Genomic DNA, 17,570 nt, shown 5'->3' on the forward strand with positions numbered 1-17,570 from the left:
TCCAAAGCGAAACATTGCAGGGAGGTGATAAAAATGCAAAGCACGCGTATGGAACCATAAAATATAAAACTGAAATTATGAAAATTCTGGTTATTGGTGGTACAGGCCTGATAGGCAGGCAATTGGTTAATAAATTAAGCAAGGCAGGACATAATGTAAAAGCCGGGTCACCATCAACCGGCGTGGATATACTAACAGGGAAAGGGCTGGCAGAGGCATTAAAAGACACAGAAGTGGTTATAGACGTTTCCAACTCCCCCACACCGGACGATGAAGTAGCTATTCACTTCTTCCGCAAAGCCGGTGAAAACCTGGCGGCGGCGGAAAAGGCTGCTGGTGTAAAACATCACCTGATTTTATCCATAGTAGGTACAGATGTGGCCCCCTATATTGGCTACCTGCAGGCAAAAAAAGAACAGGAAGATACTATTAAACAGTCTGGCATCCCCTTCACCATCGTTCGCGCCACACAGTTTCATGAACATATCACCACGCTGGTGGGCTTTGGTACGAAGGATAACGAAGTACATATTTCTACGCTCGACTACCAGCCAATAGCGGCGGAAGATGTGGTGGCTTATCTGGCCAAGGCTGCTGTAGAAGCGCCGCTTAACAATACCGTTGAAATTGCAGGGCCTGACCGCGCCCCGATGCCGGAATTTGTAAAAACCTATTTAAAAGCGAAAGCCGATAACAAAACGGTGGTTGCGAATGACGAGAACCGCTATTTTGTACATACAATACCCAAAGCCGCCCTGGTGCCTGCCGGAAGCTTTATTGCAGGTAACCTTCGCTTTGAGGATTGGGCGAATAATTAAACACCGCACAGCAAAATACAGGGAGTTTTTGGGATACAGCTTGTTTGGAGCACTGTTTTATGGAACAAAGCCACTGCCATACAAATGGTGGTGGCTTTGATGGTTACAGGCAACTCCCCTGATGGTGCATGGATAATGCATAGATGGAGCATACATACAGCATAGATACTGCATAGGGAGTGTATGAGATATACGTGTTTTGTGCTTTTTCAACCTCACTGACACATTTTACTGAATAGCCACCGTTAGCATGTGTGGGGATCATTCCCACACGTGTGGCGATCATTCTGGCATGTGTGGGATTCATCCCCACATATGTGGCGATCAGTTTAGCATATGTGGGGATCGTCCCCACACGTGTGGCGATCATTCTGGCATATGTGGGACTCATCCCCACATATGTGGCGATGAGTTCAGCATATGTGGGGATCGTCCCCACACGTGTGGCGATCATTCTGGCATATGTGGGATTCATCCCCACATATGTGACGATCAGTTTAGCATCTGTGGCGATCATCCCCACATATTCCCCGGAAATCGGGGAAGTTGTCGCGTTCATTCAGCCGTGTGTCCCACTCATCGCGACACACGGCTGAATCAGTCAGACAGCTATCCCACTCAGTGCGCCATACGTCGCGGCGGCTCATCCGTGCGTCTGACTCATCGCGACGTATGGCTGACCCGCTCAGCCGCACGGTTGGTTGAACGGGACGTATGGCTGAACCGCTCAGACAGTTGTACCAACCGCCGCGACGCACGTCTGGTTGAACGCGACAGCTATCCCACGCTCCGCGACATATGTACCACTCGCCGCGACAGCTGTACGATTCTCCGGAACTGCCAGATAAACGGGGCAGAGATTACCGCCTTTTTTTATAACTTGGCTCCCGTAAATCACTTATGACTGAAAACAATACTGAATACAACAACTTCAGAATAGCTGTTCCGGCAAAATTTGAAGAGGTGTATACGCATGTATACTTTGCGGAGAATAAAACAGGTGAAAGTATGAACAAAACACTGCTACCCTCCTATCAAACCATCCTCATCTTTAGTTTCGGAGCAACGCCCTGGTTGCTTTCAAAAGAAAACAGCCGTATTCCTGTAGATAAATACCTTGTTATAGGGCCGGTAAAACAAGCTTTTGAGTATACCTTACCTCCGGGTGCTGAAATACTGACTGTTAACTTTAAACACGATGCCTTTTATCGCTTCTTCCGCCATGCGTCTATTCCTGAGCACGTTCCAATGAATCCTGCGGCGCAGCTGGAAGAAGATTGTTTTAGTATCTTATGGCACCAACTCAGCAAAATAAGTGATGTTAACGGGAAGGTGAATCACATTCTTACCTTCTGTGAACCTTACCTGGCATATCGGAATAAAATTGCCGGGCAATTGGCCAGCTTCGGAGAGCGCTCTTTAGATCGTATAAAATCCATCGCTCAGGAAAATAAGCAAACGGAGCGCAATACACAACTCAACCATAAAAAGCATTTTGGTTATTCTGCCAAAGAACATAACCGGTTTACCAGGTTTTTAGAAGCAGTAAACCTGATTCAAACCCTGGCTTCGGGAAATGCAAAAGTAGATTGGTTTGAAATTGTGGCTGAGTGCGGCTATTACGACCAAAGTCAACTGATAAAAGACTTTAAACACTACATCAATCTTAGCCCTACCAACTATTTAAAATTTCAGCAGGATATCTGCAATCCCATCACCTGATTTCGTTTTCTTACAATTTGGGCCAACGGCTGCATTTTACTTTTGTTTCATAAACAGAAAGTTATGAAACATTTAATCATTTATGCCCATCCCAATCCCAACAGTCTCAACAGTCATTTAAAAAATGTTCTGGTGCAACATCTGGAAGCGGGCAACCACGAGGTGGTAGTAAGAGATCTGTACCTGCTGGGTTTTAACCCCGTATTATCGCTGGAAGACATGGCAGGACAGCGAAACGGAATAGTAGCGGATGATGTAAAACAGGAACAGGAATTTATCCGCTGGGCAGACTGCATCACTTTTATACACCCTATCTGGTGGACGGGACTGCCCGCTATTATGAAGGGGTTTATCGATCGCGTTTTCAGCTATGGTTTTGCCTACCGTTATGACAATGGTATTCAAAAAGGACTACTTACCGGTAAACAAGCTGTAATTATCAATACACATGGAAAATCAAAGGCAGAGTATGAAGCCATTGGAATGGATAAGGCGCTGCTGTTAACATCTGACAAAGGCATTTATTCCTACTCAGGGTTAGAGATAGTACAACATTCCTTTTTAGACAAGGCCGACCGCCCCATGCCCGAAAACCTTGACAACTGGGCAACACAAATCAAATCCATCTTTATAAACTAAGAAATAACTATTTAAAAAATATTTTCACCTCCTTTGGTATTCCTGCAAGCTCTTTTGTGTCTTACACCACATGAGCTTGCCCTTACACTACGATCGTTTTCTGCTGCTGGCCATGCAGTCAATTGACAATCAGGCTACAGCAGCAGAACAAACGGAATTAACACAACTGCTTTTACAATATCCCGAGCTGGAGGCCGAGCTTTCCCGCATACGGCAAACCTGGCATTTCCGTTCACCCGTTACAGCAGTGCCTGATGCAGATGCGGCCTTTGAAAGGCACCTGCACAAGCTGAGCGTGCAAATGCTGCAGCCGGTGGCTGAAAATGCCCACCCGCAACCGGGCAAACGGCGGCGCATGTTTAAATGGACGGCCATCACCGGCAGTATAGCCGCCTGCGCCCTGCTGGTATATGTTACCGGCAGCCGTTTGCTGCAACGGAAACCCCATGCCACCCAGCAAACGGTAACGGCGGCACACGGCACCAAAAAGTTTATTCAGCTGCCGGATGGCACCAAAGTATGGCTGAATGCAGATAGTAAGCTTACCTGGAATGCTGCTGCCAACACCGGTAAAAGAACGGTATGGCTTACGGGCGAAGCCTATTTTGATGTGGCAAAAGATGCGGCCCACCCTATGGAAATACATACCAGCAACATGGATATTAAGGTACTGGGTACCGCTTTTAATGTAAGAAGTTACAGAAATGAAAAAACGGCGGAAACCGTGCTGGTAAGCGGTGCCGTAGAGGTATCGTTAAAAGTAAACCCCGAAAGCAGAATACGGCTGAAGCCGGGCAACAAGCTGGTGGTGGTAAACAGCACGGCACCTAAAGACAACAACCCTAAAAAAGCAGGCCCCCGATCGCTCTACTGGATCAACAGCCTGGATAATGAGTTGTACGATACGGCAGCGGTGGAGCATTTGTTTACCGGCACCGGCCTCAGCTTTAAGCAGGAAACGCTGGAAGGCGCAGCCGCCCGTATGGAGCATTGGTTTAAAGTGCGCATTGTTATAGAAGATGAACAACTGAAGCAGGGTACCTATACCGGCGATTTTACAAATGAAACGCTGCCTCAGGTGCTGGAAGCATTGCGGCTGAGCGGCAATTTCCGGTATAAAAAAGACAAAGACACCGTGCTTATTTACAAACCCCAGGATATTCAATAACGCCATATTATCTCACCTTTTTACTAAAACGATTGCTATGAAACGAGTAACCCGTTTTCTTGCACTGCAGCTGTTTACACTACTGCTGCTGACTTTAACGGCACAGTCCGTTGCAGGAAAAAAGCCACAGCGTACAGTTACGCTGAAATATACCAACACCGAAATGGTAAAAATTATAAACGATATCCGGGAGCAGTCCGGTTACCGTTTTGTGTACAAAGATGAAATGCTGAGCAAAAACGAAAAGGTAACCATTCATGTTACCAATGCCCCGGTAAAAGAAGCGCTGGATAAGCTGCTGCACAACACCGGCCTCAGCTGGAAGTTTTTAAGCAGCGAACTGATTGTAATTACCCCCGAAGCACAGCAGGGTGCAGAACAGGCTGCACCCGCGCCTACCCCTGTACGCGGTAAGGTAAGCAACAGCAAAGGCGAGCCGCTGGAAGGCGCTACCGTGCAGCTGAAAAATACCAGCCGCCAGGTAACTACCGATAAAGAGGGTCGCTTTCTGTTAGATCTGGATGCACTCACCGGTACACTGGTAATATCCTACGTAGGTATGAAACCACTGGAAGTGGGTGTGGATGGCAAACAGCAGATTGATGTGGTGTTAACAGCTGCCTCCGGCGACCTTACAGATGTCATTGTAATTGGTTACGGTACGCAGAAGAAGGTTGACCTCTCCTCCTCTATTGCCACCGTAGCCCCCAAAGAGCTGATAAAAACACCCGGCGGCTTTCAGGCCATATTACAGAGCGAGGTGCCCGGCGTGCAGATTACCGGCGATAAAATAAGAATACGCGGTGTGGGTTCCATCAACAATACCGATCCGCTGTATGTGGTAGATGGTATGATTGGCGGCGCGGTGCCGGATGAGAACAACATTGCCAGCGTACAGATTTTGAAAGATGCTGCTTCCTGTGCCATCTATGGCGCCAGGGGTGCCAACGGGGTAATATTGATTACTACCAAAAGAGGTACCTCCGGCGCGGTTAAATTTGATTACAACGGCCTGGACGCCATCAAAAAAATGAGCCGCAATATTCCATTGCTCAACGGTCAGCAACTGGCTGAGCTGATTAACGAGGAAATGTATAACCAAAACCCATCCAGAACCGATTACCTGCCTGCGCTGTCCAAGCCTGCTGAAATAGGTCAGGGCTATAACATGGTAGATGCCCTGCTGCGCACAGGTAATTATCAGAAGCACAACCTGGCCATCAGCGGTGGCTCAGAACAGGCCCGTTTCCGCATCAACGGTACTTACTCCAACGATAAGCCGGTGCTGATACAGGATGGCTATAAAAACTATGGTGTGCAGTTTATAAGCGACCTTACCAAAGGCAAACTGAAAGTAGGTGAAACCGTGCTCATCAGCTATAACACGCGCGACTGGAGCAATAAGAATATTATAGATGCACAGCGCTGGAGCAGCACCCTGCCCATTTACGCACCCGGCAGCTCCACCGGTTTTGCAGGTGCAGGCAATGGTACAGACGTAGCCAGCGCGCTGGCCAACGCTTACCTCAACAGCAACAACAGCGATAACTTCGCAGTAAACGGTAACCTGTGGGCTATTTATGAAATTATACCCGGCCTGCGTTACAAGTTTAACATGGGTATTGATTTTTACCGCAGCAGAACGCAGAACTATATCTCTGCTTACTCTGTGGGCCAGTACCAGAACCACACGCCAGACGAGCTGAGTATTTCCACCGCACAAAACAACCGTTACCTGTACGAGAATACACTTACCTACGATAAAATCATTGGCAAGCATAACATCAGCGCCCTGGCAGGTATCACCAGCGAGCATTCCCGCTACAAAGCTGTAAACGCCGGTGCGCGTGCGCTGCCCAGTCCGGATTTACTGATACTGGGTCTGGCGCAGAACCCCGATTCTAAAATCATCGGCTCCGGTGTGGGCCAGTCAGCCATGTACTCCATACTCGGCCGTATCAACTATAGCTACGCCAGCAAGTACATGCTTACCGCCAACTTCCGCAGAGATGGGTCGGCCAACTTCAGCGCCAACAACCGCTACGGCAACTTCCCGTCGTTCTCTGCCGCATGGCGTATCAGTCAGGAAAAGTTCTTTCGCGGTGTAAACTTCATCAGCGATTTAAAACTGCGCGGCAGCTATGGTTTGCTGGGTAACTCCGATATCAGTCCCTACCAGTACCAGAGCACCGTTAGCTTCGATCACGTTTGGTATTACCTCAACAACGTAAAAGTAACCGGCGCTATACCTGCCACGCCTTCCAACCCCAATGTAAAATGGGAAAGTCAGCACTCTACCGATATAGGTATAGACCTTTCTATGTTCAACAACCAGTTAACCATTACGGTAGATTACTACAACAAAAAAACACAGGGCATGCTGGTGAACGTACCTATTTCGTACACCGCCGGTTATATAGATAACTTTCCTACCCTTAACGCCGGCAGCATCAGCAACAAAGGGCTGGAGTTTGCAGCCGCTTACCGCAAGTCGTTAAAAAAGATCAGCTATTCCGTAGCAGCCAATATCTCCACCGTTAAAAACCGCGTGTTAAGCCTGGGTAATGGTAACGAAATACTGGGCGGCGGCGTTAACCCCGGTAACGAAAACGTAACCCGCACCGCAGTAGGTTATGCCATTGGCCAGTTCTGGGGCTACCAAACGGATGGCCTGTACACCAATAAAGAACAACTGCAGCAGGATAAATCTTTTGCACCCAACGCACAGCTGGGCGATGTGCGCTTTAAGGATATTACACCCGATGGCGCGCTGAACGCGGCAGACAAAACCTTTATAGGTAACCCCATTCCTAAATTCAGCTATGGCTTTAATGCAGATGCCAGCTACCAGACCGGCTTTGGTACGTTCGACTTTTCTATGATATGGCAGGGCAGCTATGGCAACGATATTTACAACAACAGTAAATACTGGGGTGAAGGCATGTACCACTACTACAACAACTTTGCTACCACCCTTAACCGTTACCGTGCAGAAGAGCTGGTGTTTAAAAACCCGGTAAGCGGCGTAACCACTATTTACCCGCGCAACACCAACACCAGTATGCCCCGCGCTGTACTGGGCGATCCTAACCAGAACCTGCGCGCCAGCAGCCGTTTTGTAGAAAGTGGTTCTTACCTGCGTATGAAGGCCCTTACCATTGGGTTTAGCTTACCCAAACAGGCGCTGAACTGGATGAAGATAGATAACCTGCGCTTTTATGCCGGTGCCAAAAACCTCATCACCATTACCAAATACACCGGTTACGACCCCGAAGTGGCCTCCGACAACGGACAGGGCAACGGTAAGTACAACCTGAACAGAGGTATTGATGCACAGGTACCCTGGGGCGTTACCTTCCCCAACACCAAAGAGTATTTCTTTGGAGCCATGTTTACATTCTAACACTGCTTAAAAGCCATTATATGAAAAGGAACACAACAATCATAGCCGCCGCATTTACCTGCCTCACTTTTATGGGCGGCGGGTGTAAGCCCGATATGGATTTAACCAACCCACAGGAAATATCAATAGGTACGTATTATAAAAACGTGGCAGAGCTGGAAGCCGCCATTATACCCGCTTACCAGGCCATTATAGGCAAGGTGCAGGGCGGCTACGCCCGGTCGTTATACTACGAGCTGCTGGCCCCTGGTGATGATTTTACCCATACGTTTAAATGGGAGCCCATGTATCAGGATACCTACAACACCCCATCCAGCGATGGTATGGCCCTGAGCAGCTGGAAAGATTTTTTTAACGGGGTGTTTGCCGCCAACACCGCCCTGCAGGGTATTGAAAACTTTACCGGCACCATTGATGCCGGTGTAAAAAACAGAATGCTGGGCGAAGCGCATTTTTTGCGCGGCCTGCATTACATGCACCTGTGTATGATGTTTGGCGAAACCGTGCCGCTGATTGAAAAGCCCGTGGCGGGCGATGCGGACTACTACCCTACCAACAGCACCGCCGGTAAAATATACGCCCGCATTATTGACGATTTTAAGCAGGCCGCCGAGCTGCTGCCCCTGCGCAGTGCCATGTACGCCAACGCTGCCTTTACCGGCCGTGCTACCAAAGGCGCTGCACAGGCTTACCTGGCAAAAGCCTATATGTACCGCCCTATACTGGAAGCAGGTAAAACCGCAGAGTTTGATAAGGCCAGGGATGAACTGAAGAAAGTGATTGACAGCAAGGAATACCGCCTGGTAGATAACTTCAGGGATAACAGCCTGGAAGCTACCGAAAACAATGCCGAATCAGTTTTTGAAGTGCAGATGCAGAACGGCCCCGGATGGCTGGGTGATGATATGAGCTGTAGCTGGCGCTGGCAGGAAATAGGTATGTACGATGGTACCGGCGGTGCCTGGTGGAACCTGGCGCCCAACAAGAAAACCTATAACGAGTTTGAGCCTGGTGATCCCCGTAAATACATGACCCTCTGGTGCGATAACGGCGCTACCTATACACAGATAGATGGTAAGGTTACCGACTATGCCTACTGGATGGCGCATCTGGCAACCAACAAAGATTTCTACGGCACCCGCAAATACTGCCCCGATGTGCAGACAGCCGATTTTGACGATGGTATTAACGACCGCCTGCTGCGCTATGCAGATGTGCTGCTGATGTATGCGGAATGCCTGAACGAAACCGGTGATGCCAACGGCGCCAAGCCTTATATTAACATGGTAAGGGCCCGCGCCAACAAAGTAGTACCCACCGAGCAGCCGCAGCTGTGGTACCAGCACTCACCCGGCACCATACCCGATGTAGATGGGCTGCTGGCGAAAGACACTACCATTAACGGCATTCGCTTAAACAATATCAAAAATATTATACAACACGAGCGTTATGTTGAACTTTGCGGTGAATACCTGCGGTATTTTGACCTGCTGAGATGGGGCCTGGCCGATGCTAAATGGTTAGAGCCGCTGAAAGCACTGGGCTGGACGCCGCGCGCCACCTACTACCCTTTTCCGCAGGCGGAACTGGACAACAACAAAAACCTGAAAGGGAATGATATGAACCGGTAATACTACCGATTAAAGCAGCAGGAATGAATGTATACAGATTAGTAAGAAGGTATTACGGATGCACAGGATTATTGCTGTTATCACTTACCGGGGCTGCCCAAAAGCAGCCCTGGCAGGATGCAGCCTTAACCCCGCAGCAAAGGGCGGCCGATCTGGTTACGCGGCTTACGCTGGAAGAAAAGGCCAACCTGATGATGGATGAATCGAAACCCATACCCCGGCTGGGTATTAAACGCTTTAGCTGGTGGAGTGAGGCTTTGCATGGCCTGGCCAATAACGATAGTGTTACGGTGTTTCCGGAACCGGTGGGCATGGCTGCCTCGTTTGACGACTCACTGGTATACCACATATTTGATGCGGCATCCGATGAAACCCGCGCAAAATATCACCATGCACTGCGGATGGGGAAGCAGAGCAAACGTTTCCTGGGGCTGTCTGTATGGACGCCCAATGTCAACATTTTCCGCGATCCCCGGTGGGGTCGCGGACAGGAAACCTATGGCGAAGATCCCTACCTCACCTCCCGCATGGGCGTGGCCGTGGTAAAAGGTTTGCAGGGCCCGGAAGATGCGAAGTACCGCAAGCTGCTGGCCTGCGCCAAGCACTACGCCGTACACTCCGGCCCCGAATGGAGCCGCCACGAGCTGAACCTGAACAAGGTTACCCCGCGCGATTTATGGGATACCTACCTGCCCGCTTTTAAACAGCTGGTGCAGGAAGCCGATGTGCGCCAGGTAATGTGCGCCTACCAGCGGCTGGATGATGAGCCCTGCTGCGGCAACAGCCGCCTGCTGCAAACCATACTGCGCGATCAGTGGGGCTTTAAACACCTGGTAGTATCTGACTGCGGTGCTATTACCGATTTCTATAGCAGCCACAAAGTATCTTCCGATGCCGTACACGCCGCCGCCAAAGGTGCGCTGGCCGGCACCGATGTGGAATGTGTATGGGAAGGTTATGCCTACCAGCAGATACCCGATGCCGTAGCAAAGGGACTGATTAACGAACAGGAAGTAAACAAACACCTGCTGCGGATACTGGCCGCCCGCTTTGAGCTGGGCGATATGGATGATGATGCGCTGGTGCCCTGGGCCAACATACCCATGGAGGTGGTAAACAATGCCGCACACCGCCAGCTGGCGCTGGAAATGGCCCAAAAGTCTATGACGCTGCTGCAGAACAAACAGCAGGCCCTGCCGCTGGCCAAAACCGCCGGCCGCATAGCCGTTATAGGCCCCAACGCCGATAACGCGCCCATGCTGTGGGGCAACTACAACGGCACACCGGTACGAACCATTACCATACTCCAGGGCATACAAAGCAAGGCAGGTGCCGCCAATGTGGTGTACGATAAAGCCTGCGACCTGGTGGAGAACAAAGTAACCGAAAGCTATTTTGCCGAAGCAAAGGCCGATGGCAAAAGCGGTTTTAAAGCTACGTACTGGAACAACCGCGAACGCAAAGGCGATGCGGTGATCAGCCAGCAGTTGAGCCATCCGTTCAAGCTTACCACGGCCGGTCAGCATGAGTTTGCCAGCGGCGTACACCTGGAATCTTTCTCCGCCACCTACGAGGCCGTGTTTACCGCCACCCGTACAGAAGAAATTGTGTTTAAATGCGGCGCAACCGGCTATTTTGAACTGCTGGTAAACGGCAAGTCTGCCGCGCGTTACAACAACTGGCGCACCCTGCCTTCCCGCATACCCTACCAGGTAGAAAAAGGAAAGCAGTATAACATAGAAATACGCTATGCCCAGTTAAACAACTGGCAGGCCAACCTGGAGTTTGATTTTGGAAAGGAAGTGGATATTGATTACTCCGGCCTCATCAGCAAACTCAAAGGCATTAACACCGTAGTGTTTGCAGGCGGCCTGTCTACCCTGCTGGAAGGCGAGGAAATGCCGGTATCTTACCCCGGCTTTAAAGGCGGCGACCGTACGGATATTGAACTGCCCCTGGTGCAGCGCAACTGCCTGAAAGCATTAAAAGCAGCCGGTAAAAAAGTAATATTCGTAAACTGCAGTGGCAGCGCCATGGCCCTGGTGCCCGAAACCACCAGCTGCGATGCCATATTACAGGCATGGTACGGCGGCGAAAGCGGCGGACAGGCCGTAGCCGATGTGCTGTTTGGTGATTACAACCCCGGCGGTAAACTGCCTGTTACCTTTTACAAAAACGTAGCCCAGCTGCCCGATTTTGAAGATTACTCCATGAAAGGCCGCACCTACCGTTTTATGAACGATGCGCTGTTTCCGTTTGGGTATGGCCTCAGCTATACCAGCTTTACCATTGGCAAAGCCACTGCCGGCAACTGGGCAGGCCTGCAGCAGGATAGTCTGCCACTGACCATACCCGTAACCAATACCGGCAAGCGCAGCGGCACCGAAGTGCTGCAGGTATATGTACGCAAACTGGCCGATACCACCGGCCCGTTAAAAACGCTCAGAAGCTTTAAACGCGTTACCCTGCCCGCAGGCGGTAACACGCAGGTAAAGCTGATGTTGCCACGCACCGCCTTTGCGTTTTATGATAACAACACACAGGAAGTGGCGGCTGCGCCGGGGGCATACGAACTCTGGTACGGCAACAGCTCTGCCGAAAAAGACCTGCAGGTGCTGCAAGTGAGCCTTCCCTGATAATAACAGATACCCAAAGCCTGAAGCGCTGAACAAAGTGCTTCAGGCTTTTTTACATTCCTCCCCACCCATAATTAAACATACGGGATAGTAAATTCAACAAATGTTCCATCCGCCAGCCAGGCTGCCGGGCTATTTTTGCAGGGGTTATTATACCAATGCCTGCCATCCTGATGATCCGGACACCCCCTGCCTGCACCCGGAAATTGCCAGTGATGTATCTGACTTACCAAACCGAACGATATCTGATGAAGCAACTGTTTTGCCGTATTTCGCTGGCCGGCCTGGCCCTTACCGCCGCCGCTACCGCTGCACAAGCCCAGAACCCCATTATCCAGACCATTTATACCGCCGACCCGGCACCGCTGGTGTATAAAGACACTCTGTTCCTGTACACCGGGCACGATGAGGACAAAGCCACCTGGTTTGTGATGAAGGACTGGCATGCGTATTCCACCACCGATATGGTGAACTGGACTGACAGAGGCGTACCCCTTTCCCTTAACACCTTTGCCTGGGCTGATAAAGATGCCTGGGCAGGCCATTGCATTTACCGCAACGGCAAATTTTACTGGTACGTACCCGTAAACGCCAAAGGCAAAGGCATGAGCATAGGCGTTGCCGTTAGTGACCGGCCCGAGGGCCCTTTTACCGATGCGCTGGGCGCCCCGCTGGTAACCGGCGGCTGGGGATATATTGACCCCGCTGTGTTTATAGATGAGGATGGGCAGGCTTACCTGTACTGGGGCAACCCGCACCTGTACTATGTAAAGCTGAACAACGATATGCTATCGTACGATAAAGGCACGGGCATCGTAAAAGTACCGCTGACTGAGGAAGCTTTTAAACTGCGGATACACAACGCCCACCACACTTTTGCCTGGGCAGAAAAGATAGACGGCCTGGCATCTCACAGTATTAAAAGCCCCACCGGCAACCAATACTACTGGTATGTAAGCGCCATAGAAAAGAATACCCACCGCAAAGTAATAGGCGTAGCCGTTGGCGATAAAGCCATTGGCCCCTTTACCGATGTGCTGGGCAAACCGCTGATTACCGAACATTGCGGCGAGGGCAATATAAACCCCACCGTTATTACAGATGATGCCAAACAACCCTGGTTAACCTGGGGCGCCGAAGGCACGGAACTGTGGAGCGCGAAGCTGAACAGCGATATGATCAGCTACGATGCCACTACCGGCCTGCAGCCCGTTGCCGCCGATAAAAAAGAAGCCTTTGCCCGTAAAATAAAAGGCACCGTAAACAGCACCGAAAAACGTTTTACTACTTACGAAGAAGGCCCCTGGCTGTACAAGCGCCAACAACAGTATTATCTGTTTTACCCCGCTGGTGGTGTGCCCGAACACCTGGCCTATTCCACCGCACCCACTGCCACCGGACCGTGGACGTATCGCGATACGGTAATGGACGTAATTAAAAAAGGCGGCGCCTTTACCAACCACCCAGGCGTGGTAGATTACAAAGGCAAAACCTGGTTGTTTTACCACAACGGCGCCTTGGCCGGCGGTGGCGGTTTTACCCGCTCCGTTTGTGTAGATGAACTACAGTTTAACACCGATGGCAGTGTGCGCAGGGTTGCACCCACCAGCGGCCTTACCACCGGCACCGGTAATTTAAACCCCTTTATACGCCACAGCGCTGCCACCATTGCCTGGGAAGAAGGCGTGGAAACTACCACCAACGGCAACAGTGTAGTGGTAACCGATATTAATAAAGGCGACTATATTAAAGTACGCAACGTAGATTTTAAAAAGGGCGCAGGCCTGTTTACGGCCACCGTAGCCAGCGATACGCAGGGCGGTGCTATTGAAATACACCTGGACAGCCTTACCGGCCCGCTGGCAGGCAAATGCCAGGTACACAACACCGGAGGGCCGCAAAGCTGGAAAAACATTGCCACCCGCATTAACCGCATCAGCGGCGTACACGATGTATATTTCGTATTCACTGGCGGCAGTGGCAACCTGTTTCAGTGGAAAGAATGGCAGTTTGCCGCCAAATAAACCATCCATTATTCTATGCGTATGAAAAGAACATTGCTTGCGGGCATGCTGTTGCTGACAGCCGCCGCCCATGCTCAAAACCCGATTATACAAACCCGGCATACGGCCGACCCTGCGCCGCTGGTGTATCACGATACCGTATTTCTCTACACCGGTCATGATGAAAACAATGCCTTCGGCTTTGTAATGAAAAACTGGCTGCTGTATACTTCAGTAGATATGGTGAACTGGACAGACCATGGCGAAGTAGCCTCGTTAAAAGACTTTTCCTGGGTGCATACCGATAACGGCGCCTGGGCCCCGCAGTGTGTGGAACGCAACGGTAAGTTTTACCTGTACTGTCCCGTGCCCAACGGCGGGGGCATAGGCGTACTGGTGGCCGACAACCCCTACGGCCCGTTTAAAGACCCCATAGGCAAACCACTGATAAAAAACAGCACGGATGATATTGACCCCACGGTACTGATAGACAAAGATGGACAGGCCTACCTGTACTGGGGCAACCCCAACCTGTATTATGTAAAGCTGAATGCAGACATGATATCATACAGCGGAGGCATTGTAAAAGACAGCTCGATAGCCAAAGTAAAAGGCCAGCCCGATCCCTTTCATTATCAGGAAGGCCCCTGGGCTTTTACCCGCAACGGTAAATACTATATGGCCTACGCCTCTACCTGCTGCCCGGAAGGTATGGGTTATGCCATGAGCAACACCCCCACCGGCCCCTGGGAATATAAAGGTTCTATTATGGATGGCGACCCGCGTTCCAGCGGCAACCATCCCGGCATTATTGAATACAAAGGCCAGTGGTATGTATTCGGTTTTAACTATGCGTTGCTGAAGCAAACGATGAAGAAACATGCAGAACGCCGTTCTGTATGTTTGGCTACGCTTACTTTTAATGCCGATGGCACTATACAAAAGCTGCCCTTCTGGTTGGCCGATGGCGTTAAACAGGTAGGCACCCTTAACCCCTACCAGCAGGTACAAGCCGAAACCATCGCCTATAGCGAAGGCGTAACCACCGATAAAGCCACCGAGTGGGAAAGAGAATCGCCCTGGAACAAAGGCCGGAAAATACAGGACCGGATATTTGTATCATCCATCCACAATGGTGACTATGTGAAGGTGCAGGGGGCAGACTTTTCCAAAGGTGCTTCCTCTGCCGATGTTAACGTAGCAGCCTTGTATGGCGGTAAAATAGAAATACATGCCGATAAGCCGGATGGCCCTTTACTGGGTACAGCTAACATTACTGCCTCCGGTGAAGGAGATATATGGAAAACCATTACCATTCCCGTAAAGAACATCAAAGGCATACACGACCTGTACTTTGTTTTTAAAGGCGAAAAAGACCTTTTCCATTTTGACTGGTGGCAGTTTAACCCTGCCAGATAAAAACCTGATAATATCCTGATTTTACTAAACGATAACCAGCCTCATGAATCTATTCTGTTCTAAAAAATCTTATGCCTTTACCGGCATGCTTGCCTTTTCTCTTTTTACAGGTACCCTCTGTGCCCAAACCGTATGGCTGGATCAGTTAGACCTGAGCGCGGCCACACAGGGCTATGGCGTACCTGGCAAAAACAAGTCGATAGATGGCAAAACCATCACCATTGCGGGCAAAACCTTTACCCGTGGTTTTGGTACCCATGCCGTAAGTTCTTTGTCTGTGCTGCTGCACGGCAAAGCCAGTTTGTTTACCGCACAGGTAGGTATTGATGATGAAATAAAAGGCCACGAACCGGCAGTGGTGTTTGAAGTGTACGGCGATGGTAAAAAGTTATGGACGAGCGGTGTAATGCGTTTGGGCGATGCTGCCAAACCCTGCTCCGTACCGCTTAGCGGCGTACAAAAGATGGAGCTGGTGGTAGCAGATGGAGGCAACGGCAACTATTACGACCATGCCAACTGGGCCGATGCCAGCATAACCACCACCGATGTGGCGGGCACCAAAACCTGGAACCCCATTGCCACCGTGCCTTATATACTTACACCCAAAGCACCGGCCACACCACGTATTAACGGCAGCACGGTAACCGGTGTACGCCCCGGCTCGCCTTTTCAATACCGCATAGCTGCTACGGGTAACAGGCCTATGACGTTTACCGCTAAGGGATTACCTGCAGGCCTGCAACTGGATGGCAACACCGGTATTATTACCGGCACCCTTGCCACACAAGGCAGCTACACCGTAACCCTGGGCGCACAAAACGCCAAAGGCAAAACCACAAAGCAGCTGCGCATTGTATGTGGCGACAAAGTAGCGCTAACCCCGCCCATGGGCTGGAACAGCTGGAACTGTTTTGCCGGTGAAGTATCGGCCGATAAAGTAAAACGCGCCGCAGATGCCATGGTTAAAAGCGGCCTGGTAAACCACGGCTGGACGTATATTAACATAGATGATTTCTGGCAAAACCACCGCGACTCAAAAGACTCCACCTTACGCGGTAAACTGCGCGACGACAACGGCAACATAGTACCCAATGTACGCTTTGGCAATATGAAGTCGCTGGCAGATTATGTACACCATGCTGGTATGAAAATAGGCCTGTATTCCAGCCCCGGCCCGTGGACCTGCGGCGGCTGTGCCGGCAGCTATGGCTATGAAAAGCAGGATGCCGAAAGCTATGCTACATGGGGCTTTGATTACCTGAAGTACGACTGGTGCAGCTACGGCGGCGTAATCAATGGTATGAAAGATAATGATCCTTATAAAGTATCCTCCCTCTCCTACCGGGGCGGCAACGAACTGGCTACTGCCAAACGCCCCTTTGAGCTGATGGGCAGTTATCTGCAACAGCAACCGAGAGATATTGTGTTCAGCCTGTGCCAGTACGGTATGTCAGACGTATGGAAATGGGGCGACAGCGTTAACGGCAGCTGCTGGCGCACCACCAACGATATAACCGATACCTGGGCCAGTGTAAAAGAAATAGCCCTGGCGCAGGACAAAGCCGCCGCATGGGCACGCCCCGGTAACTGGAACGACCCCGATATGCTGGTAGTAGGCACCGTAGGCTGGGGCAACCCACACCCCAGCAAGCTAAAGCCCGATGAGCAATACCTGCACCTGAGCCTGTGGAGCCTGTTCAGTGCCCCGCTGCTGATAGGCTGCGATATGGAAAAGCTGGACGACTTTACGCTAAACCTGTTAACCAACGATGAAGTAATAGCCATAGACCAGGACCCACTGGGAAAACAGGCCACCTGCGTACAAACCATTGGCGACCTGCGCATATACGTGAAGCAACTGGAGGATGGCAGCCGCGCCGTAGGCTTCTGCAACTTTGGGCTGGACAGCGCTGTATTGAATTATAAAGCTTTTGACAAACTGGGCATTACCGGCAAACAACAGGTGCGCGACCTGTGGCGGCAGCAGAACGTAACCCGTATGGATACCCGTAGCGGGGCCCTGCCTGTTAAAGTACCCGCTCATGGTGTATTGCTGTATAAATTTACTGGCGTGAAATAACCGCCAGCCCGGCAACAGCGCTGCCGGTGAAATTGTAGTGCAGATAACGGA

At 50.7% G+C, this 17,570-nt stretch carries 11 protein-coding genes; 10 read left to right on the top strand and 1 reads right to left on the bottom strand.

Features of this window, described 5'->3' with window-relative positions; genetic code table 11:
- Positions 1–77 precede the first annotated feature (77 nt).
- Positions 78–818 carry an SDR family oxidoreductase gene (locus tag IEY13_RS17085; RefSeq protein WP_188954301.1) on the top strand — a complete coding sequence of 247 codons (741 nt, stop codon included), beginning with the start codon at positions 78–80 and terminating at the stop codon, positions 816–818.
- Between the two features lie 103 nt (positions 819–921).
- On the opposite strand, the gene IEY13_RS17090 is transcribed toward IEY13_RS17085, so the two are convergent.
- The gene (locus IEY13_RS17090) at positions 922–1,377 is read right to left on the bottom strand and encodes a hypothetical protein (RefSeq protein ID WP_188954303.1); all 456 of its coding nucleotides are present in this window, start codon (positions 1,375–1,377) and stop codon (positions 922–924) included.
- A gap of 341 nt (positions 1,378–1,718) precedes the next feature.
- Here IEY13_RS17090 and IEY13_RS17095 point away from each other — a divergent pair, with 341 nt between their 5' ends.
- The 9 genes from IEY13_RS17095 (at position 1,719) to IEY13_RS17135 (ending at position 17,519) form a co-directional block, all read left to right on the top strand.
- The gene (locus IEY13_RS17095; RefSeq protein WP_188954305.1) at positions 1,719–2,540 is read left to right on the top strand and encodes a helix-turn-helix domain-containing protein; all 822 of its coding nucleotides are present in this window, start codon (positions 1,719–1,721) and stop codon (positions 2,538–2,540) included.
- Between the two features lie 63 nt (positions 2,541–2,603).
- A complete protein-coding gene (locus tag IEY13_RS17100; protein WP_188954307.1) occupies positions 2,604–3,179 on the top strand; it encodes an NAD(P)H-dependent oxidoreductase in 576 nt (191 codons plus the stop codon).
- 70 nt (positions 3,180–3,249) lie between these two features.
- A complete protein-coding gene (locus tag IEY13_RS17105) occupies positions 3,250–4,347 on the top strand; it encodes a FecR family protein (RefSeq protein ID WP_188954309.1) in 1,098 nt (365 codons plus the stop codon).
- Between the two features lie 37 nt (positions 4,348–4,384).
- A complete protein-coding gene (locus IEY13_RS17110; RefSeq protein WP_229687899.1) occupies positions 4,385–7,750 on the top strand; it encodes a TonB-dependent receptor in 3,366 nt (1,121 codons plus the stop codon).
- A 20-nt stretch (positions 7,751–7,770) separates the two neighbouring features.
- Entirely contained in the window at positions 7,771–9,381 is a 1,611-nt protein-coding gene (locus IEY13_RS17115) for a RagB/SusD family nutrient uptake outer membrane protein (RefSeq protein ID WP_188954311.1), read from the top strand.
- Between the two features lie 23 nt (positions 9,382–9,404).
- Positions 9,405–12,017, top strand: coding sequence for a xylan 1,4-beta-xylosidase (xyl3A, locus tag IEY13_RS17120; RefSeq protein WP_188954313.1), 2,613 nt, complete (start codon positions 9,405–9,407; stop codon positions 12,015–12,017).
- A 248-nt stretch (positions 12,018–12,265) separates the two neighbouring features.
- Positions 12,266–14,041, top strand: coding sequence for a family 43 glycosylhydrolase (locus IEY13_RS17125; protein WP_188954315.1), 1,776 nt, complete (start codon positions 12,266–12,268; stop codon positions 14,039–14,041).
- Between the two features lie 21 nt (positions 14,042–14,062).
- On the top strand, positions 14,063–15,439 hold the full coding sequence (locus IEY13_RS17130; RefSeq protein WP_188954317.1) for a glycoside hydrolase family 43 protein: 1,377 nt from the start codon (positions 14,063–14,065) through the stop codon (positions 15,437–15,439).
- A gap of 43 nt (positions 15,440–15,482) precedes the next feature.
- A complete protein-coding gene (locus tag IEY13_RS17135; protein ID WP_188954319.1) occupies positions 15,483–17,519 on the top strand; it encodes an NPCBM/NEW2 domain-containing protein in 2,037 nt (678 codons plus the stop codon).
- Positions 17,520–17,570 lie beyond the last annotated feature (51 nt).

This window comes from Filimonas zeae, from assembly GCF_014641615.1.
GTDB classification, from domain to species: domain Bacteria; phylum Bacteroidota; class Bacteroidia; order Chitinophagales; family Chitinophagaceae; genus Filimonas; species Filimonas zeae.

Coding starts and splice junctions, on each gene's coding strand:
- IEY13_RS17085 (WP_188954301.1), top strand. CDS start 78: ATGAAAATTCTGGTTATTGGTGGTACAGGCCTGATAGGCAGGCAATTG.
- IEY13_RS17090 (WP_188954303.1), bottom strand. CDS start 1,377: ATGAACGCGACAACTTCCCCGATTTCCGGGGAATATGTGGGGATGATC.
- IEY13_RS17095 (WP_188954305.1), top strand. CDS start 1,719: ATGACTGAAAACAATACTGAATACAACAACTTCAGAATAGCTGTTCCG.
- IEY13_RS17100 (WP_188954307.1), top strand. CDS start 2,604: ATGAAACATTTAATCATTTATGCCCATCCCAATCCCAACAGTCTCAAC.
- IEY13_RS17105 (WP_188954309.1), top strand. CDS start 3,250: ATGAGCTTGCCCTTACACTACGATCGTTTTCTGCTGCTGGCCATGCAG.
- IEY13_RS17110 (WP_229687899.1), top strand. CDS start 4,385: ATGAAACGAGTAACCCGTTTTCTTGCACTGCAGCTGTTTACACTACTG.
- IEY13_RS17115 (WP_188954311.1), top strand. CDS start 7,771: ATGAAAAGGAACACAACAATCATAGCCGCCGCATTTACCTGCCTCACT.
- xyl3A (WP_188954313.1), top strand. CDS start 9,405: ATGAATGTATACAGATTAGTAAGAAGGTATTACGGATGCACAGGATTA.
- IEY13_RS17125 (WP_188954315.1), top strand. CDS start 12,266: ATGAAGCAACTGTTTTGCCGTATTTCGCTGGCCGGCCTGGCCCTTACC.
- IEY13_RS17130 (WP_188954317.1), top strand. CDS start 14,063: ATGAAAAGAACATTGCTTGCGGGCATGCTGTTGCTGACAGCCGCCGCC.
- IEY13_RS17135 (WP_188954319.1), top strand. CDS start 15,483: ATGAATCTATTCTGTTCTAAAAAATCTTATGCCTTTACCGGCATGCTT.